The organism is Paraburkholderia strydomiana, assembly GCF_031456815.1.
Classification (GTDB): domain Bacteria; phylum Pseudomonadota; class Gammaproteobacteria; order Burkholderiales; family Burkholderiaceae; genus Paraburkholderia; species Paraburkholderia caledonica.
Map to the genome: position 1 here is coordinate 157,561 of NZ_JAVDVL010000002.1, position 18,690 is coordinate 176,250.

15 protein-coding genes are annotated in these 18,690 nt (G+C 63.8%); 7 read left to right on the top strand and 8 right to left on the bottom strand.

Features of this window, described 5'->3' with window-relative positions; all coding sequences use genetic code 11:
- Positions 1-89: 89 nt before the first annotated feature.
- From J2W46_RS06280 to J2W46_RS06290, 3 genes are read right to left on the bottom strand one after another with little or no spacing between them, the layout of a single operon-like run.
- Complete coding sequence (locus J2W46_RS06280) at positions 90-1,136, bottom strand: Gfo/Idh/MocA family oxidoreductase (protein ID WP_310352238.1); 1,047 nt, start codon at positions 1,134-1,136, stop codon at positions 90-92.
- Complete coding sequence (gene iolG, locus J2W46_RS06285; protein WP_310352239.1) at positions 1,133-2,152, bottom strand: inositol 2-dehydrogenase; 1,020 nt, start codon at positions 2,150-2,152, stop codon at positions 1,133-1,135. Before iolG ends, J2W46_RS06280 begins: the two co-directional genes overlap by 4 nt.
- Positions 2,145-3,026 (bottom strand): MurR/RpiR family transcriptional regulator, encoded by an 882-nt coding sequence (locus J2W46_RS06290; protein WP_020069488.1) that lies wholly within the window; start codon positions 3,024-3,026, stop codon positions 2,145-2,147. Before J2W46_RS06290 ends, iolG begins: the two co-directional genes overlap by 8 nt.
- A gap of 276 nt (positions 3,027-3,302) precedes the next feature.
- Between J2W46_RS06290 and J2W46_RS06295 the strand changes: the two genes are divergently transcribed.
- From J2W46_RS06295 to iolB, 7 genes are all read left to right on the top strand, one after another.
- Positions 3,303-4,349, top strand: coding sequence for a sugar ABC transporter substrate-binding protein (locus tag J2W46_RS06295; RefSeq protein ID WP_020069486.1), 1,047 nt, complete (start codon positions 3,303-3,305; stop codon positions 4,347-4,349).
- 140 nt (positions 4,350-4,489) lie between these two features.
- The gene (locus J2W46_RS06300) at positions 4,490-5,662 is read left to right on the top strand and encodes an ABC transporter permease (RefSeq protein WP_131319802.1); all 1,173 of its coding nucleotides are present in this window, start codon (positions 4,490-4,492) and stop codon (positions 5,660-5,662) included.
- A 13-nt stretch (positions 5,663-5,675) separates the two neighbouring features.
- Positions 5,676-6,515 carry an ATP-binding cassette domain-containing protein gene (locus tag J2W46_RS06305; RefSeq protein ID WP_310352241.1) on the top strand — a complete coding sequence of 280 codons (840 nt, stop codon included), beginning with the start codon at positions 5,676-5,678 and terminating at the stop codon, positions 6,513-6,515.
- A gap of 63 nt (positions 6,516-6,578) precedes the next feature.
- Positions 6,579-8,627, top strand: coding sequence for a bifunctional 5-dehydro-2-deoxygluconokinase/5-dehydro-2-deoxyphosphogluconate aldolase (locus J2W46_RS06310; RefSeq protein WP_310352242.1), 2,049 nt, complete (start codon positions 6,579-6,581; stop codon positions 8,625-8,627).
- Positions 8,624-10,609: a 3D-(3,5/4)-trihydroxycyclohexane-1,2-dione acylhydrolase (decyclizing) gene (gene iolD / locus J2W46_RS06315; RefSeq protein ID WP_310352244.1), complete on the top strand. Its 1,986-nt coding sequence runs from the start codon at positions 8,624-8,626 to the stop codon at positions 10,607-10,609. Before J2W46_RS06310 ends, iolD begins: the two co-directional genes overlap by 4 nt.
- A gap of 10 nt (positions 10,610-10,619) precedes the next feature.
- The gene (gene iolE / locus J2W46_RS06320) at positions 10,620-11,570 is read left to right on the top strand and encodes a myo-inosose-2 dehydratase (protein ID WP_020069481.1); all 951 of its coding nucleotides are present in this window, start codon (positions 10,620-10,622) and stop codon (positions 11,568-11,570) included.
- Positions 11,567-12,367 (top strand): 5-deoxy-glucuronate isomerase, encoded by an 801-nt coding sequence (gene iolB / locus J2W46_RS06325; RefSeq protein ID WP_027776561.1) that lies wholly within the window; start codon positions 11,567-11,569, stop codon positions 12,365-12,367. Before iolE ends, iolB begins: the two co-directional genes overlap by 4 nt.
- A gap of 92 nt (positions 12,368-12,459) precedes the next feature.
- Here the strand turns inward: iolB and J2W46_RS06330 are convergent, their stop codons facing one another.
- From J2W46_RS06330 to J2W46_RS06350, 5 genes are all read right to left on the bottom strand, one after another.
- Complete coding sequence (locus tag J2W46_RS06330) at positions 12,460-14,667, bottom strand: hypothetical protein (RefSeq protein WP_310352246.1); 2,208 nt, start codon at positions 14,665-14,667, stop codon at positions 12,460-12,462.
- 315 nt (positions 14,668-14,982) lie between these two features.
- The gene (locus tag J2W46_RS06335; RefSeq protein ID WP_310352248.1) at positions 14,983-15,696 is read right to left on the bottom strand and encodes an ABC transporter ATP-binding protein; all 714 of its coding nucleotides are present in this window, start codon (positions 15,694-15,696) and stop codon (positions 14,983-14,985) included.
- Entirely contained in the window at positions 15,693-16,445 is a 753-nt protein-coding gene (locus J2W46_RS06340) for an ABC transporter ATP-binding protein (protein WP_310352249.1), read from the bottom strand. Before J2W46_RS06340 ends, J2W46_RS06335 begins: the two co-directional genes overlap by 4 nt.
- Entirely contained in the window at positions 16,442-17,758 is a 1,317-nt protein-coding gene (locus tag J2W46_RS06345) for a branched-chain amino acid ABC transporter permease (protein WP_310352252.1), read from the bottom strand. Before J2W46_RS06345 ends, J2W46_RS06340 begins: the two co-directional genes overlap by 4 nt.
- Positions 17,751-18,689 (bottom strand): branched-chain amino acid ABC transporter permease, encoded by a 939-nt coding sequence (locus J2W46_RS06350; RefSeq protein ID WP_310352255.1) that lies wholly within the window; start codon positions 18,687-18,689, stop codon positions 17,751-17,753. The genes J2W46_RS06345 and J2W46_RS06350 overlap by 8 nt, the downstream gene beginning before the upstream one ends.
- Position 18,690 lies beyond the last annotated feature (1 nt).

Consider the following 18,690-nt stretch of genomic DNA (forward strand, 5'->3'; position numbering starts at 1 on the left):
CCGGACAGAGGGTCAAATTCTACCGCAGCCTTCGCCGCCTTGCCGGCGCAGGCACCGCGCACCACGCCGTCCAACCAGCCATATCGACGCTACAGCGTCACAGCCTGCCCGCTTTGCAGCGACTGCCGCAGCGCATTGCCGATGCGGGTCGCTTCCAGCGCGTCGGCGAGCGTCGCGCCCGCTTGCGCGGTCGATCCCGCCCCGCCCTGCACCGACGCAACGAACGCGCGCGCCTCGTGCAGAAACGCTTCTTCGAAGCGATCGAAAAAGCTCGGTGTGCACTCGTTGCGAATGCCCGTCGCGTCGTAAATCTCGACGCGATTCGCGCGCGGATTATGGCCAATGGTCAGTCCGCCTGCCGTGCCGATCACCTCGCTGTGCGTGTCGTTACCATGTGCCTGGGTCCGCGACGCGTAGAACATGGCGAGCTTGCCGTCCTCGAATTCGCAGATCGCCACGCCGTTATCCACATCGCCGAATTCACGCAGGCCTTCGTGCAGCGCGACGGCGCCCGCCGCGAACACGCGCTTTGCGCGCGGCTTTCCGAGCAGCCAGCGCGCGACGTCGATGTCGTGCACCGTGCAGTCGAGGAAAATGCCGCCGGAAGTTGCCGCGAAGCGCACGAAGAAGCCGTCGGTGTCGTTCTTGTCAGTGGTTTGCGAGCGCACCAGAAACGGCCGCCCGATCGCGCCCGCTTCGATTTTGTCGAACGCGTCCTTGTAGCTCGGATCGAAACGCCGCATGAAGCCAATCGTCGCCTGCAGATGCGGATACTGCGCAGCCTCGTGCAGCACGCGCTCGCACTCGGCCAGATCGAGCGACAAAGGCTTCTCGCAGAACACGTGCTTACCGGCGCGCAAAGCGTCGACGATCTGCTGCGCGTGCAGCGACGACGGCGTGACAAGCCACACGGCGTCCACGTCTTTGTCGTCCAGCAGCCGCGCGTAGTCATCGTAAAGGCGCGGCGCCGGCAAAGCGTCGCGCGCCCACGCCCGCTCGTCCTCGAGCGGGCTGCAAGCAGCAACCAGTTCCGCGCCCGGCACGCGATACGCGAGATTTTCAGCGTGACGTTTGCCGAGCCGCCCGAGGCCGACCACGCCGAGACGCAGCCGCCGCGTTGACGCCGCCGCACTCATTGCGCGGCCTCGCCGAGCTTCACCGCACGCCCCTCGCGCCATGAGCGCGTGGCGGCCTCAGCGAGTTCCAGCGCTTTCAAACCGTCGGCCACCGTGGTGCGCACCGGCTTGCCCTGCGCGACCGCCTCGAAGAAATGCGCAATTTCGAGCGCATAAGCTGCGCGATAACGTTCGAGGAAAAACGCTTCGGGCACGTCGCTCGACACCTGCGTCCTGGAGTAAGCGGTGACTTCCGTAGGCCGCACGTTGCCCGCCTGCAGCATACCCGCGCTGCCGAGCACTTCGAAGCGCTGGTCGTAGCCGTAGGCGGCGCGGCGCGCGGTGTTGATCTGGCACAGGCGGCCGCGCTTCGTGCGGATCGTCACCGCGGTCGAATCGATGTCGCCCGCCTCCGCGATTGCCGGGTCGCTCAGACAACTGCCGGTAGCGTGCAACGTGTCCGCTTCGTCGTCGAGAATCCAGCGGAAAATGTCGAAGTCGTGAATCAGCATGTCCTTGAAGATGCCGCCCGAATGGCGGATGTAGTCCACCGGCGGCGCGCCGGGATCGCGGCTCGTCACCACCAGCATTTCCGGCGTGCCGATCTCGCCCGCATCGAGGCGCGCCTTCAACGCGGAGAACGTCGGATCGAAGCGGCGCTGAAAGCCGATCATGCACACCACGCCCGCGCGCTCAACGGCATCAGCACAAGCCCGCGCACGCTCCAGCGTCAGGTCGACCGGCTTCTCGCAGAACACATGTTTTTTCTGAGCGGCCGACTTCAAGATCAGATCCGCATGCGTGTCCGTGCTCGAACAGATCACCGTGGCGCCGACGGACGCGTCGCCCATTGCGCCGTCGATATCGGCCACCTTGGCGCCATGCACGGCAGCCAGCGCCGCGGCCGCTTCGCTATTCACATCGACCACATATTTCAGCCGCACGCCCGGTTGCCGCGCGAGATTGGCCGCGTGAATCTTGCCGATACGGCCCGCGCCGAACACTGCGACGTCGATCGGTTTTGCTGCGTCAGTCATCGTATCCTCCAGTGTCTTTCGATTCTTCTACGTTTAATTCGAGCTTGTACGCAAGCGCGATGAAGAGCGCCTGGCACAGGCAGATCGTGCTGGTCAGCGAGCGGAACGCGAACGCGCTGCCCTCTTTCACATACAGCTGGGTACTCGCATAACGCGCGAGCGGCGATAGTTGGCTGTCCGTAATGACCAGCGTCTTCGCCTGATGATGATGCGCGACCCGCAGGCAATACTGCGTTTCTTTCGCATAAGGCGCGAAGCTGATCGCGATCACCACGTCGCCCTTTTTCACGCTGCGAATCTGCTCGCGGTACATGCCGCCGAAACCCGATACGAGGTGCACGCGCTTGGGCGTGTGCTGCAACGCATAGACGATGTAGCTCGCCACCGGAAACGAGCGCCGCACGCCGATCACATAGATGTTGTCCGCCTGTTGCAGCATCTTCACGGCGGCGTCGAACTGCTTGTCGTCGAGCCCCGCTTCGAGTTCTTCGAGACCGCCGCGGGAAGCCGCGATGAACTCGCGCGCGACCGCGCCACCGGACAACGCACCGGGCTTCTCGTCAATGAGCTTGCGAATGCGTTGCTGATAACTGGGCGACGACGCACCCTGGCCTGTATATGCCTGACGAAACACCGCCTGCAAATCGGAGAAGCCGGAGAAACCGAAGCGCTGCGCAAATCGCACGACCGCCGACGGATGCACGCCGCAACTCGCGGCGATATCGCTCGTGCGGTCCACCATCACGCTCGAACGATGTTGCTCGATATACGTCGCGACATTCTTCAACTGACGCGGCAGCGCCTCGTAGTTATCGGCGATGCGCTGCATCAATTCTTCAACGCTCGGCAATTCTTCTGTGCTCTCTTCCGCCATGGTTCTCTCTTCGGGGCTTTACTGCACTGCGGCAGACGCTTTCGGACGTGCGCCGCAGAGGCTGCTGACGTTGCCGATTATAGGCAGCACACCGCATAAATGGAACGTATTTTCCATTTTTATCTACGGTGAAATTTCCATTGCAAGCCATTCGAAGATGACCTAATCTTGGTCGTGAGCGATGGTGCTGCGGCGATCGTGCGACACCTCGGTGCCGCGTTGCGTACCGTGCGCCACACGCTCCTTCAATAACGACAGACCGAGAAAGGTGGAGACATGAGACTTTGCAAGGGCAAGGCTACGCTCAGGATTCTGGTGACGGCTTTGACGTTGGCGACGGGATTCGGAGCGGCCTCGGCCGCCCGCGCGGCTGACGCTCATTTCGTGCTGATCAGCCACGCGCCGGACTCCGATTCGTGGTGGAACACGATTAAAAACGCCATCAAGCAGGCCGACGAAGACTTCAACGTCGAGACCGACTATCGCAATCCGCCGAACGGTGACATCGCCGATATGGCGCGTCTCGTCGAACAGGCCGCAGCGCGCAACTACGACGGTGTGATCGTCACCATCGCCGATTACGACGTGCTGAAAAGCTCTATCAACAAAGTCACCGCCAAGAAGATCCCGCTCGTCACGATCAACTCGGGCACCGAGGAACAAAGCGCGCAACTCGGCGCGATCATGCACATCGGCCAGCCGGAATACGTCGCCGGCAAGGCGGCAGGCGAAAAGGCGAAAGCAGCCGGCGTGAAGTCGTTCCTGTGCGTGAATCACCTCGCGACCAACACCGTTTCGTTCGACCGTTGCCGCGGTTTCGCCGAGGCGCTTGGCGTCGACTACAAGTCCTCCACGATCGATTCCGGCCAGGACCCGACCGAAATTCAATCGAAAGTCAGCGCCTATTTGCGCAACCATCCGAACACCGGCGCCATTCTCACGCTCGGACCGACGCCGGCTTCTGCCACGCTCAAAGCAGTGCAGCAAATGGGCCTGAACGGCAAGATCTACTTCTGCACCTTTGACTTCTCCGACGACATCGCGAAGGCGATCCAGAACGGCACGATCCAGTTCGCGATCGATCAGCAGCCGTATCTGCAGGGCTACATTCCGGTCGCCGTGCTGGCCATCGTGAAGAAAGAGCACACCACCGACCCCGCGAAGATTCGCCAGATTCTCGAAGCGAATCCCAAGTTCAAGGCACGGCTTGCCACTTACGGCCTGGCGCCCTCGTATGGCCCGAAGAATATTCGCTCCGGTCCGGGCTTCATCACGAAGGAAAACCTCGACAAGGTCATCAAATACGCAGGGCAGTACCGCTGATTCTTTTCTCTAGCTAGTCACGCGCGCGGCGGGCAACGCTCCCGCCGGGCGGCTTCGCTGCCAGCGCGCATTTCACCGGCTGTCGTTCCCGCAACGCATTCCCGCTTGCCCGGACACACAGCCGGCTCCAAGGAGACATCATGGGTGTAGCCGGCAAGCACTTTCCACCGCGCGTCGACTCGAATAGCGCCGCTTCGCATAGCGCTGCGTCGCGTCCCGAAACGGACGGGCGCGACGAGCGCGTGCGCAAGGAATCATGGTTCGGTCATTTGCTGAACCGCCCCGAGTTCGCCGCGATCTCCGGCGCGGTGCTGGTGTTTCTAGTCTTCGCGTTGACGGCCGGCGGCTCCGGCATGTTCAATCTCGACGGCGTAATGAACTGGTCGCAGGTGTCCGCTTATCTCGGGATTCTTTCCGTGGGCGCCTGTCTCCTGATGATCGCCGGTGAGTTCGATCTGTCGATCGGCTCGATGATCGGCTTTGCCGGCATGATGGTCGCGATCCCCACTGTGTACTTTCACTGGCCGATCTCGCTCGCGATTCTCTTTGCATTCGTCGGCTCGATGCTGCTGGGGGCGCTCAACGGCTATCTCGTGATGCGCACGCGCCTGCCGTCGTTCATCGTCACGCTCGCGTTCCTCTTTATTCTGCGCGGCCTCACCCTTGCGCTGTCGATCATGTTCGCGGACCGCACCATCGTTTCCGGCGTGGGCGATCTTGCACAGCAGGACTGGCTCGCCAACACGCTCTTTCACGGCGTTGCGCTGCAGGGTCTCTTCACGATGCTCGCGCATCACGGCATCGGCACCCTGCTCGATAACGGTCACGCGCTCGTGCCGGGCATTCCGAAAGTGATTCTGTGGTGGTTCGGTCTCGCCGCGATCTGCGCATTCGTCCTCGCGAAAACGCGCGCGGGCAACTGGATTCTCGCAGTGGGCGGTGACGCCAACGCGGCAAAAAACGTCGGCATCCCGGTGCGTCGCGTAAAAATCCTTCTCTTCGTGCTGACCGCGTTCTGCTCGTGCCTGTTCGCGGTGCTGCAAGTGTGCGACATCGGCTCCGCTGCGGCCGACCGCGGTTTGCAGAAGGAGTTCGAGGCAATCATCGCGGCGGTGATCGGCGGGACACTGTTGACGGGTGGCTACGGCTCGGTAATCGGCGCATGTTTCGGCGCGCTGATTTTCGGCGTGGTGCAAATCGGCATCACCTATACGAATGTGAGCTCCGACTGGTTCCGCGTATTCCTCGGCGTAATGCTGCTCATCGCCGTGCTGTTCAATCACTATGTGCGCCGTCGCGTCGCGCAATCGTAACGAGGAGACGCACATGTCCGATACGAACCATGTGACGAACGAAATGAACCTGTCGAGCGCCGCGCCGCAGGACGACGTGATCCTCGCTCTCGAGAACGTCAACAAGTACTTTGGAAAAGTAATCGCGCTAAGCGGCGTGACCTTGCGCCTGAAACGCAGAGAAGTTCATTGCCTGCTCGGCGACAACGGCGCGGGCAAGTCGACGCTCATCAAGACTCTGGCGGGCGTACATCAACCGTCGTCGGGCCAGTATCTCGTCGACGGCAAGCCGGTGCTGTTCGAGTCGCCCAAAGACGCGCTGGATCTCGGCATTGCGACTGTCTATCAGGATCTTGCGCTGGTGCCGCTGCTCTCCGTCGCGCGTAATTTCTTCATGGGACGCGAGCCGCAAAGGAAACTGTTCGGGTTCCTGAACGTGATGGACCTCGAAACGAGCGCGACGACAGCTCGCGACAAGCTCGCAGAAATGGGCATCAACGTGCGCGATCCGCATCAGCCGATCGGCACGATGTCGGGCGGCGAAAAACAGTGCCTTGCGATTGCGCGCGCCATCCATTTCGGCGCGCGTGTGCTGATCCTCGACGAGCCGACCGCTGCGCTCGGCGTCAAGCAGAGCTTCAATGTGCTGAAGCTGATCCACAAGGCGCGCGCGAAAGGCATCTCGGTGATCTTCATCACGCACAACGTGCATCACGCCTATCCGATCGGCGATTCGTTCACGTTGCTCAATCGCGGCAAATCGCTCGGTACGTTCACAAAAGAAACGATCAGCAAGGACGAAGTGCTCGACATGATGGCGGGTGGTGCCGAGATGCAGAAGATGATAGGCGAACTCGAAGGCGCAACGATCTGATTCATTCGCGCGGCGGCTGCTGCCGTGGCACCGCTCGCCGCGCTCTGTCATTCAGGGACATTCATGGCTCAATCCAGTACATTCAGCGGCACGCCGGCGCAGCAACCGGGCGCAACCGCCGGCAGCCGCTTCGCGCCGGGCCGCAGCCGCGACATCGTGTGTCTTGGCCGGCTCGCGGTCGATCTGTACGCGCAGCAGGTCGGCGCGCGGCTCGAAGACGTGTCGAGCTTCGCGAAGTATCTCGGCGGGTCGTCGGCGAACATTGCATTCGGCTGCGCGCGGCTTGGACTTGCGTCGGCAATGCTCGCACGCGTGGGCAACGATCACATGGGCCGCTTTCTCACCGAGACGTTGACGAAGGAAGGCTGCGATGTGAGCCACGTGCGCGTGGATCCTGAACGCCTGACCGCGCTCGTGCTGCTCGGCCTGAAGGATCGCGATACGTTTCCACTGATCTTCTATCGCGAGAATTGCGCGGACATGGCCGTTGACGAAGCGGATTTCGACGAGGCATTTATCGCGTCGTCGAAAGCGCTGCTGATTACCGGCACACACTTCTCGACCGAACAGGTGAACCGCACGAGCCGCCGCGCGCTCGATTACGCGCGGCGCAACCAGGTTCGCACCGTTCTCGACATCGACTATCGTCCCGTGTTGTGGGGCCTCACGGGTAAGGCGGACGGCGAAACGCGCTTTGTTGCAAGCGAAGGCGTCACCGCGCATCTGCAGCGCATCCTGCCGTTGTTCGATCTCGTGATCGGCACCGAGGAGGAATTCCGCATTGCGGGCGGCAAAAGCGATCTCGTCGACGCCCTGGCAATGGTGCGCGCGGTCACTCCGGCCACGCTCGTGCTCAAGCGCGGGCCGATGGGCTGCCAGATCATCGACGGCGAAGTGCCCGCCTCGCTCGACGACACGCCGGTGCACGGCGGCGTGGAAGTCGAAGTGCTGAACGTGCTCGGTGCCGGCGACGCCTTCGCGTCCGGCTTTCTCTCCGGATGGCTGCGCGATCAACCGCTCGACGCCTGCGCGCGTGCCGCCAATGCGAGCGGCGCACTCGTCGTCTCGCGCCACGCGTGCGCACCGGCCATGCCGACGCCCGCTGAACTGGACTACTTTCTACGCGAGGCGAAGGCCGATCCTGAGCGTATGCGCCGCCCCGACCGCGACGCGACACTGGCGCGACTGCATCGCGTGACACCTGCGCGCAAGCAGTGGGACGAAGTGCTCGGCTTCGCGTTCGATCATCGGAATCAGTTCTTTGAACTCGCGCAGCAGAGCGGCGCAAGCGAAGCACGCATCGCCCAGCTCAAGGGGCTGTTCGTCGACGCGGTCGCGCAGACCGAAAGCGCATTGGGCCTGCAAGGCCGCATTGGCGTGCTGATCGATAGCCGCTACGGCCAGGACGCGCTCAACGCCGCAACGGGGCGCGGCTGGTGGATCGGCCGCCCGGTCGAGCTGCCCGGCTCGGTGCCGCTCGTGTTCGACCATGGCCGCTCGGTCGGCACGGCACTCGTGTCGTGGCCGCAGGAACACGTCGCGAAGTGCCTCGTGCAATTCCACCCCGACGAACCCGTCGAACAGCGCCTCGAACAGGAAGCCCAATTGCGCGCGCTCTACGACGCGACGCAAGCAAGCGGGCACGAGTTGCTGCTCGAAGTGATTCCGCCGAAGCATGCGAACTTGCCGCAGGGTCCTGATATCGTGTATCGCGCGTTGAAGCGGCTCTATAACATCGGCATCTATCCCGAGTGGTGGAAGCTCGAACCGATGGACGCCGCGCAATGGCGCAACATCGACGCGCTGATCGCCGAGCGCGATCCGTATTGCCGGGGCGTCGTGCTGCTCGGTTTGTCGGCGGGCGTCGAGCAGTTAAACGAGGGCTTTCGAGCGGCCGCGCGCTCGGCGACGTGTCGCGGTTTCACAGTTGGCCGCACGATCTTCCACGAGCCGAGTCATGCGTGGCTCGCAGGCGAGATCGGCGACGACGAATTGATCGCGCGCGTGCGCCGCACGTTCGAAACGCTAATCGCATCGTGGCGCGCGGCGCGGGACGCCGCCGCCGCCGAACGAGGCGCTAGCAACCGTGTTCATCAGGAGCAGGCGGCATGAATCAGCGCGAGTTACATCATGGACACGACGAAGCGGCACCGGCGGGCGCCGTAGTCTCAGGTACGACCATCCGGCTGACCACCGCGCAAGCGCTCGTGCGCTATCTCGCCGCGCAACGCGTCGCCACTGAAGACGGCTTGGGAACAGAACCGCTTTTCGGCGGCGTGTTCGCGATCTTCGGACACGGCAACGTCGCCGGCATGGGCGAGGCGCTGTATCAGCATCGCGACGAGCTGCCGACGCTGCGCGCCCATAACGAACAGGCGATGGCGCACAGTGCGATCGCTTATGCAAAGGCGCACTTTCGCCGACGCATGATGGCGGTCACCACGTCGATCGGACCTGGCGCTACCAATCTGCTGACGGCCGCCGCGCTCGCGCACGTGAACCGTTTGCCGGTGCTGCTGCTGCCGGGCGACATCTTCGTGTCGCGGGCGCCCGATCCGGTCCTGCAGCAGGTTGAAGATTCCCACGATGGCGGCGTTTCCGCGAACGACGCGTTCAAACCCGTGTCGCGCTACTTCGATCGCATCATGCATCCCGCGCAACTGCTGAGCGCACTGCCCCGCGCACTGCGCGTGCTCACCGACGCCGCGTTGTGCGGGCCGGTCACGCTTGCGTTGCCGCAAGACGTGCAGGCGCAGGCGTGGGACTTCCCTGCCGACTTCTTTCCGCCGCGCATTGTCACCTTCTATGCGCCGGCACCGCGTGTCGATGAAATCGACGCTGCTGTAGCACGTTTGCAGCGCGCGAAGCGTCCGCTGATCGTTGCGGGCGGCGGCGTCCTCTATGGCCGCGCGACCGATGCCTTGCAACGTTTTGCTACCGCGCACGGCATTCCCGTCGCGGAGACGCAAGCCGGCAAGAGTTCGCTTGCATGGGACGATCCACTGAACGCCGGATCGCTGGGCGTGACCGGCTCGCCCGCGGCCAACGCGCTCGCCCGCGATGCCGACTGCGTGCTCGCGCTTGGCACGCGCTTGCAGGACTTCACAACCGGCTCGAATACGTTGTTCACGCAAGCCGACGTGATCGGCATCAATGCAAATGCGTTCGACGCCCTCAAGCATCGCGCGCAAGTCGTCGAGGCGGACGCGCGTCTCGCGCTCGACGCACTCGCCGAACGTCTGCAAGACTGGCAGGCGGATCGCGCGTGGACCTCGCGCGCCCACGAACTAGCCGCAAGCTGGCGCGATACGGTGCATGCGCTCACGCACGCGCCGCAACGAGAGTCCGTGCTGCCTTATGAAGGCGATGTCATCGGCGCCGTGCAACGTTCAAGCACGGATTCACCGGCGAACGACATCGTCGTGTGCGCGGCCGGCACCTTGCCCGGCGAATTGCACAAGCTGTGGCGCGCCGGAACGCCAGGCGCCTATCACGTCGAATATGGCTACTCGTGCATGGGCTACGAAATCGCCGGAGGACTCGGCGTGAAGCTTGCGCGGCCCGAGCGTGAAGTGATCGTGATGGTGGGCGACGGCAGCTATCTGATGATGAACAGCGAGATTGCCACGTCGGTGATGCTCGGCGCGAAGCTCATTGTCGTGGTGCTCGACAATCGCGGGTACGGTTGCATCAATCGCCTGCAACAGGCATGCGGCGGTGCGCCGTTCAACAACCTGCTCGAAGACAGCATGCAGGGCCCGCTCGGCGCGCCGCAGATCGACTTCGCCGCGCATGCCCGCGCGCTCGGTGCGCGGGCGGAACACGCGGCGAATGTGGCGGAACTGGAAGCCGCACTGCAACGCGCGCGCTCGGCGGACCGGACCTACGTGATCAGCATCGACACCGATCCGGCCCGCACGACGAGCGACGGCGGCTGGTGGTGGGAAGTCGCGGTGCCCGAAGTCTCGCCGCGAGCGAGCGTGCGCGAAGCGCGGGCCAACTACGAGGCGCAGATCTCGGCGCGCGGGAAACCACCCGCTTCGGCAGAGAACAGCGGCAACGGCAGCAACAGCAACGACCAGGCCAACGATTGAGGACGCTCGCATGACAGCTTTCAACGTACGCATCGGCATCAACCCGTTGTCGTGGATGAACGACGATCTGCCTTCGCTCGGCGGCGAGACGCCGCTCGAACTAGCGCTGACCGAAGGCCGCGAGATCGGTTACCAGGGCTTCGAACTCGGCAACAAGTTTCCGCGCGAACCGCAGGCATTGAAGACGCTGCTCGCGCAATACGATCTCGCGCTCGTGTCCGGCTGGTACTCGGGACGTCTCGCGCGGCGTAGCGTCGAAGAGGAAATCGCCGAGGTCGGCCCGCATCTCGAACTGCTCGCGCGAAACGGCGCGACGGTCATGGTGTATGGCGAAGTGGCGGATTCTATCCAGGGCGCGCCAAGACCTTTATATCAACGGCCGCGTTTTTTCAGCGACGCACAGTGGGCCGCCTACGCCGCACGCGTCGACGAATTCGCGCGCTATACGCTAAGCCGCGGCGTGCGGCTTGCGTACCATCATCATATGGGTGCTTATGTGGAAACGCCGGCCGACGTCGATCAGCTGATGTCACGCACGAGCGACGCGGTCGGCCTGCTGTTCGACGCCGGGCACATCACCTTCGCAGGCGGCGATCCGCTCGTCGTGCTCGACAAACACATCGGACGGGTGTGTCATGTGCATTGCAAGGACGTGCGCCCTGCCGTCATGAAACTCGCGCGCAATCGCAACTGGAGCTTTCTCGACGCGGTGATCGCCGGCGCTTTCACGGTGCCCGGCGACGGCGCAGTCGATTTCCCGTCGATCATCGCGCGCCTGAAGCGGCATGGCTATTCGGGCTGGCTCGTCGTGGAGGCGGAACAGGACCCGGTCGTGGCGCCGTCGTTCGAGTATGCGCAGAAGGGCTATCAGACATTGCGTGCGTTGGTCGATGCCCCGCTCGACACGACGTCTGCCGGCACTCGGGGCGACAGCCATGGCACCACGCAGGAGGCAGCATGACTCTATTAGTGAAGGCGCAGCGCGAAGGCCAGACGATCGCGCGAGTTACACCGGCATCGGCATGCTGGCGCTATGTCGGCTTTGCCGCTTACCGTCTTGGCACGAGTGAAGTCGTGCACGTGATGGAGCCGTCGCGCGAAGTGTGCATTGTCGTGCTCACGGGCGCCGTGGATATTGAAACTGCGGACACGCGATGGAGTTCGCTCGGTTCGCGCGACAGCGTATTCGAAGATGCCGCGCCTTACGCGGTCTATTTGCCGCCGGGCGTGCGCGCCACCGTGCGCGCGTGCCGCGATGCGGAGGTCGGCGTAGCGAGCGCGCCTGCGAAAGGCGAGCTGCCCGCACGCCTGATCGAGCCGTCTTCAATGAAGCGCTCGACCCGCGGGAAGGGTCTTAATACGCGATACGTTTGCGACATTCTTCCGCAAACAGAGCCGGCGGAATCGTTGCTGGTGGTTGAAGTGAGAACGCCTGGCGGACACGCGTCGAGCTATCCTCCGCATAAGCACGACACCGATAACGTGCCCCACGAGAGTTCGCTCGAAGAAACGTACTACCATCGGTTGAATCCGCCGCAAGGCTTTGCGTTCCAACGCGTGTACACCGATATGCGCGACATCGACGAATCAATGGCCGTCGAGGACCACGATGTCGTGATGGTGCCGCGCGGCTATCATCCGGTCGTCGTGCCGTATGGCTATGACTCGTATTATCTGAATGTCATGGCTGGTGCCCAACGTGTCTGGCATTTCCGCAACGACCCGGCGCACGAGTGGATCATCAACAAGGAAGATTGAGCCGCGCGAAGTTGCCTCGTGCGAGGAGCGAGGCAACTTCGCGTAACAACACACAACGCCGCGCAGGCGACTCGCGCGATGCCAAAGCCCGATCATTTGCCTCGCGCGGCGAGATCCACTTCGAGGCCCCCGTTGGCGTCCATTTTCACCGTGCCCTTCGAAACGTCCCTGCGATAGCCGTATAAATCGAACTTCATCGCGCCGGCGTTCGAGCTGTCCTTGATGAACGTCCGCGCATTCGTGACGAGCGAATTGAACATCTTCACGTCGCCGGATTCGATCCACACATAACTTTTTGCGGCGTTGACCATGTTTTCCGGCGGCCGCGCGGGCGCGATCCCGGTCTCGCGCCTGAACTTCAGTAGAAGACCTTCGTCGGTCACGGTCGCGCTTGCAAGACGCCCTTGCAAGACGGGCGGCGGAAACACCGTGTACTGATCGAACACGAGTTCGTTGCCTTCGAGCGCGACGCCTTTGCGCGCAAATGGCGTGAGTGAAGCGAGCGGAATATCGAGTGCGCGCAGCAGCCCGGCCTGCGGTATGCCAAGCACTTTCACCGACGAAGGTTCATACACGAGGTGCCGATCGTCTCTCGCGACGATGGTGCCGCTCATCGTCGTGGGCAGCCACACGCCGGGAAAGTGATTCCACAACTTGATGCCGCCCGTGACTTCGAGCTTGCCGTCCACCGGCTTCAACTGCAGATCATTGAGCGAACGCGGCTCGTAATCGAGCAGGTAGTCGTTGAAGAGCGCCGCCATGGCCGGCCAAGGCTCGACCACTTCCCCGCCGATGATGCGAATGTCGTACTGTCCCGGATCGTCGAGGTCGACAGGCTCGCCCGGCGTCTTCGGAATCATCTGTGCGTCGAGCGAACGCACATGAAAGCCGATGCGACCCGCTACATAGAAGTCGACGTTTTCGACGTGTATCAACGACGCATGGCCGGATGAATGACGTTCGTCGCCGGGTGTAGGGGTTCGAGTCCCCTCCCTGGCACCGGAAAACGCCCTCCGCATGCTGACAGGAACAGCACGCGCCGCTGACGCGCTTTGCAACTCCTGCGGCACGCGTCGCCATTCGAGCCGCGCCTGAGCAAGCGAGGCCTGCTGCGCGCGAATCAAGCTGTCGTTAAAGCGCGCGCTAGCGCTGCCGATCAGCAGCGACGAATCTTTCGCGGCACCCGCAAGCGTCGTGTACGAAGGCAGGTGGACGGCAAGCGCGCCCGCTTCGTCGAAGGTGAAATATCCCGCGGCCATCTGGTCGCGATAGTGGTACAGATCGAGCACGAACGGCGCGTCCGCGTCGATAGGCGTGAGCGCCATGTCGATGTTCATCGGCATCGAGCGCATGAATTTGACGTCCCCGCCTTCCAGCAGCATGCCGCGCGCGGGCATGTTCGCAGGCCAGTCGATCTTCGGCACGGAGCCGTCGTCGAGCATGAAGCGCACGCCGGCCGCGCTCGTGTCGAGCTTCGTTATCGTCAGATGCAGCGCGGGCGGCGGCGTCAGTTTCGCGACCTGCATGACGACGTCGTCGCCGTCGAGACGCGCAATCGGCGTATCGACCTTCAACAGATCGGCCATCCTGACATGCGCGGCCTGCATCAACCTGTCGGCTGCCACGCCTGCAACCTCGACGTGATCGGCATGGAACACGAGTTCGTCGGCACTGCGCATGGACAGAGAACCGGACAACACGATCGGCACCCACGTATCGCGATGCATCTCGCCGGTAATGCGCAAGCTTCCATCGTCTTGCGGCACGACGCGCATGTTGCGCAGCGGCGAACCTCGATACTGGAACAGATAACGGTTGAAGATCGCGGTGAGTTTTGCACTGTCGAGCATCACCTCGCCGCGATGAACGTCGATGCTCAGGCTGGTCGGGTCGTCGAATACGATCGGCTCTCCTCGCCGCGACGGAACCAGCGTCGCGGCCATGTCGTAAATCATGAAGCCGATGTCGCCCGTCACGCGAAAGTCGACGTCACGCGCGAACATCAACGAACCGTCGATGCCCGAGTCGCGCAGCGTAAGCGCGCGGCTGCGCTTTGTGCTGAGGCCGCTTGCTGCCGGCACTCTCGTGGCGATGCTTTGCTCGATGGCGAGCTGTTTGGCCTTGGCGCTCTCGATGGCAGGGAGCGACGGGGATGCGGCTTGTGAGTCGTACCCCGTTTTGTCCTGCGACGCCTGCATGGTCGCCGACGTTGCCAGATTCGCCGACGAACTGGCGTCGGCACAAGCGCACATCAGCAGAGCCACGGTGAGCACCGTGGCGACCGCGCCTGTCTCGTTCATGATGTCTCCTCCTGAAGCCGCGACGCGTCTTCAACGCTCACGTCCACGTCGCTCGTCTTTCACGTGATTGTCTTCATTTGTACGCGCGCTGCCGACAAGATTTCTGGAGGACGCTCACCAAACGATCCAGCGTTTGAATCGCTTTGACGAGTCGACGCAAAGCCGTGCGGGCTCGGGATAAGCGGCATAGTCGGAACGGAGATTCAAACGCTAATACCACCGCCCTTTTTGTTTGCGGAAGAATGGGCATTCGACAACAGCACACGCGCGGTTGAGAACCGCAAGCAGGGAAAGGGTTTAATCCACACCCAGGGATCAACCCACACCGAGCCATTCACGCATGACGTCCGGACGCTGCAGGAAGGCGTTAAGTTCACCGTCGAACACGATCTCGCCATGACCCATTACCGCGACGCGGCTCGCGATGTCTTGCGCGATCACAAGTCGCTGCTCGATCAGCAACATCGCCATGCCGCGCTCGCGCAGCACGCGCAGGCATTGGGCGACCTGCTGCATCACGAAGCCCGCGAGGCCCTCGCCGGGCTCGTCGACCAGCAGCAGATCGGGATCGCCGAGCAGCGCGCGGGCGAGACTCAGCATCTGCTGCTCGCCGCCGGACAGCGCGCCCGCGCGCGTGCGCCGTCGCTCGTGCAGCACGGGGAAAAGCGAGTAGGCGTCGTCTATGCTGAAGCGCGGCGTGCGCGCGCGATTGCGCGGGGCTACGCCGAGTTCGAGGTTTTCGCCGACGCTCAGCGTGGGAAACACATCGCGATGCTCGGGCACATAGCCGATGCCGAGCCGTGCGATTTCAAAGGTGCGCAATCCGGCAAGTGAGTGGCCCGCGAAGCGCAACTCGCCTTCGGCATGCAAGAGGCCCATGATCGAGCGAACGAGTGTCGAGCGTCCCGAACCGTTGCGCCCGACGAGCGCGACCACTTCGCCCGCGCCGATCTGCAAATTCACGCCGTGCAACGCCTGGCTCGGCCCGTACCAGGCATTCAGTCCGCGAATCTCGAGCAAGGATGTCATGCGTCGAACCCTTCGCCAAGGTAAGCCGCGCGCACCGCGGCGTCCGCGCGAATCGCCGCAGGCGTGCCCGTCGCAATAATGCGCCCTTGCACGAGCACTGAAATGCGATCGGCGATAGCGAACACCGCGTCCATGTCGTGCTCGACCATCAGCAGCGTGCGTCCGGCCGTGGTCTCGCGGATCAGTTCGATTGCGCGCGCCGCCTCCGCGCGGTTCATGCCGGCAGTCGGCTCGTCGAGCAACAACGTATGCGCGCCGCCAGCGAGTGCTATGCCGAGGTCGAGCGCGCGCTGCTCGGCGTAGCTCAGCGCGCCGGCCAGAGCATGCGCGCGCGCGTCGAGGCCGACTGCTTCGAGCACCTGCGCCGCGCGTGCATCGACCTCCGGTGCGCCAGAGAATCGCTGCCACCAGCGTAGGCGATCGCGCTCGGCGAGCGCCGCCGCGCAGCGCAAATTGTCGTACACGCTCAACCGTGCAAACACGCTCGTGTTCTGGAAACTGCGCGCGAGACCACGGCGCGCAATTGCCGCCGGCGCAAGGCGCGTGATCTCAGCACCGAAGAGGTCGATGCGCCCGGCGTCTGGGCGCGCGGCGCCGGCAATGAGATTGAAGAGCGTGGATTTGCCCGCGCCGTTGGGGCCGATCAACGCGTGCCGCTCGCCCGGTTCGATCGCGAGATTCACACCGCGCAGGATGCGCGTGGCGCCGAAGCGCTTCTCGACGCCGTAGAGCGCGAGCGCGGGGATCATTGCGAACCTCCGGCGTTTTGCATCGTGCGTGCATGGGCCGCGAGACGGGTTTGCGCGCGCGACGCGGACAAAGCCGCCAAGGCGCCCAGTGCTGCGAGCACGAAGATCGTCAGCCCGAGCCGCAACGGCGACGCGGCGACGAACGATAGCCACGACGACTGACCGCCGACGCGCAGCGCAGCGCCCTCCTCGACGCCGAACTGGACGGCGTAAGCCCACTGCACCGCGAGCACGGTGGCAACCGTCCACAACAGGATGGCAGCCGTGCCGCAGACGTAGACGGCGCGGCATGTGCGCCAACCGTCGCGCGCGAGCCTCGACGTATGCCGCTGGATAAAGCCGGCGAGTCCGTCCGGCGCAGCGACCACGATCACGATAAAGAAAAGGCCGAGATAAAAGAGCCAGGCCCGCGTGACGCCGGCCACGGCCACGCTGAAAAACGTCAGCACGACCGCGCCCGCGACCGGTCCGAAAAAGACACCCGTGCCGCCGATTACCGTGGCGATCAGCACGGAGCCCGAGCGCACCATGCTCACACTATCGGTCGACACCAGTTCGACGTTGATCAGCGCAAGTGTGCCCGCGATGCCCGCAAAGAACGCCGACATGACCACGACGCCATAGCGGACGCGGCGCGGATAGCAGCCGATCGCCGCGGCGCGCGCCGGGTTGTCGCGCACCGCGTTGGCGAGCCGCATGAACGACGTGCGTGACAGGGCGAACATCGCGGCGCTCGCGAGCAGGCACCACAGCGCGATCAGCGTGTAAGCCTCGCGCGCGGGGCCGAACGTAAAGGCGCCGAGCATGGGCCCACTTGCGCGGTCTATGGCAACACCCGCTTCGCCGCCGAACCAGTCGGGCAAGGTCCACGCGGCGGCCGCGACGAGTTCGCCGATGCCTAGCGTGATCATGGCAAACGCGGTCCCGGCGCGACGCGTCGAGATAAAACCGAGCAACGCCCCGCACGACGCGGCGCCCGCGCCGCCGACCAGCGGCAGCAGCGCGAGCGGTGCGCCGATACGGTTGAAAACCTGCGCGGCAATCAGCGCCCCGAGGCCCGAATAGGCGGCATGGCCGAACGACAGCAGTCCGGTCTCTCCGAGCAACAGGTTGTACGAGAGCGCGAAGACGATCATCGTGGCGGTCTGCGCGAGGTAGACGAGCAGCCAGCTTTGACGCCAGATCAATGGCGGTGCCGTGAGAAGGACAATGAGCGCGAGCCACGGTGCGAGACGACGCCACATCGCGTGAGAACGCTGGGTCCGGGCTACCGGCGACGCTTGCGCGGGCTCCGGCTTGAGCAATTCACGCATGATCGTCGCGCCGGCCGAAGAGTCCGCGCGGGCGCAGCGCCAGCATGCCGACGAGCAGCAGGTACGGAATCAGCGGCGCAAGCTGCGCGAGCGTCAGCGCGTCCCATTCGCGCGGCAGCGAAGCGTCGAACGTGGCGAGCACGTCGCCGAGCGCAACATCGCTCGCCACCGCCAGTGTCTGCACACAGCCGATCAGCAGCGACGCAGCCAGCGCGCCGCCCAGCGATCCGAGCCCGCCGATCACCACGACGACGAACACAATCGAGCCGAGCGATTCGGCCATGGCGGGTTCGATCACGGAAAGCGGCGCGCCGATCACGCCGGCCAGCGCGGCGAGCGCCGTGCCCGCCGCGAAGACGCCGGTGAAGACGCGCGGCACATTGTGGCCGAGCGCTTCGACGGCGCTCGGGTGCGTCAGCGCGGCCCGCACGATCAGGCCCGCCTTTGACACGCGCAGCACCGCGTACAGCGAGACGAGCATCACAAGAGAGACGAGCATCATGAACGCTCGATAACGCGCGAAGGTCGCGCCGTAGAGCGTGAAAAGCGGACCGTCCAGCGCGGCCGGCACGCTCGCGCCGAGCGGACTCAAACCCCAGCCGAGCTTCACGAGTTCGCCGAGCACGTAGGCAGCGCCAAACGTCAGCAGCAGTTCCGCCAGATGGCCATGGCTTCGCACCCGGCGCAACAGCCAGCGCTCCAACGCAGCACCGATCAAACCGACGACGAGCGGCGCGATCACAAGCGCGCTCCAGAATCCGGCCCGCGCGGCCACCGAATAGCCGACATAGGCGCCAAGCATGTAGAAGCTCGCATGCGCGAAGTTCAGCACGCCGAGCATGCTGAAGATCAACGTCAGCCCGGCCGACAGCATGAAGAGCAGCAGTCCGAAGCTGAGCCCGTTAAGCAGGTTGATGGCTAACGACTGCACG

Excerpts from the sequence above, each read along its gene's own strand:
- J2W46_RS06280 (WP_310352238.1), bottom strand. The coding sequence starts at position 1,136 with ATGAGTGCGGCGGCGTCAACGCGGCGGCTGCGTCTCGGCGTGGTCGGC.
- iolG (WP_310352239.1), bottom strand. The coding sequence starts at position 2,152 with ATGACTGACGCAGCAAAACCGATCGACGTCGCAGTGTTCGGCGCGGGC.
- J2W46_RS06290 (WP_020069488.1), bottom strand. The coding sequence starts at position 3,026 with ATGGCGGAAGAGAGCACAGAAGAATTGCCGAGCGTTGAAGAATTGATG.
- J2W46_RS06295 (WP_020069486.1), top strand. The coding sequence starts at position 3,303 with ATGAGACTTTGCAAGGGCAAGGCTACGCTCAGGATTCTGGTGACGGCT.
- J2W46_RS06300 (WP_131319802.1), top strand. The coding sequence starts at position 4,490 with ATGGGTGTAGCCGGCAAGCACTTTCCACCGCGCGTCGACTCGAATAGC.
- J2W46_RS06305 (WP_310352241.1), top strand. The coding sequence starts at position 5,676 with ATGTCCGATACGAACCATGTGACGAACGAAATGAACCTGTCGAGCGCC.
- J2W46_RS06310 (WP_310352242.1), top strand. The coding sequence starts at position 6,579 with ATGGCTCAATCCAGTACATTCAGCGGCACGCCGGCGCAGCAACCGGGC.
- iolD (WP_310352244.1), top strand. The coding sequence starts at position 8,624 with ATGAATCAGCGCGAGTTACATCATGGACACGACGAAGCGGCACCGGCG.
- iolE (WP_020069481.1), top strand. The coding sequence starts at position 10,620 with ATGACAGCTTTCAACGTACGCATCGGCATCAACCCGTTGTCGTGGATG.
- iolB (WP_027776561.1), top strand. The coding sequence starts at position 11,567 with ATGACTCTATTAGTGAAGGCGCAGCGCGAAGGCCAGACGATCGCGCGA.
- J2W46_RS06330 (WP_310352246.1), bottom strand. The coding sequence starts at position 14,667 with ATGAACGAGACAGGCGCGGTCGCCACGGTGCTCACCGTGGCTCTGCTG.
- J2W46_RS06335 (WP_310352248.1), bottom strand. The coding sequence starts at position 15,696 with ATGACATCCTTGCTCGAGATTCGCGGACTGAATGCCTGGTACGGGCCG.
- J2W46_RS06340 (WP_310352249.1), bottom strand. The coding sequence starts at position 16,445 with ATGATCCCCGCGCTCGCGCTCTACGGCGTCGAGAAGCGCTTCGGCGCC.
- J2W46_RS06345 (WP_310352252.1), bottom strand. The coding sequence starts at position 17,758 with ATGCGTGAATTGCTCAAGCCGGAGCCCGCGCAAGCGTCGCCGGTAGCC.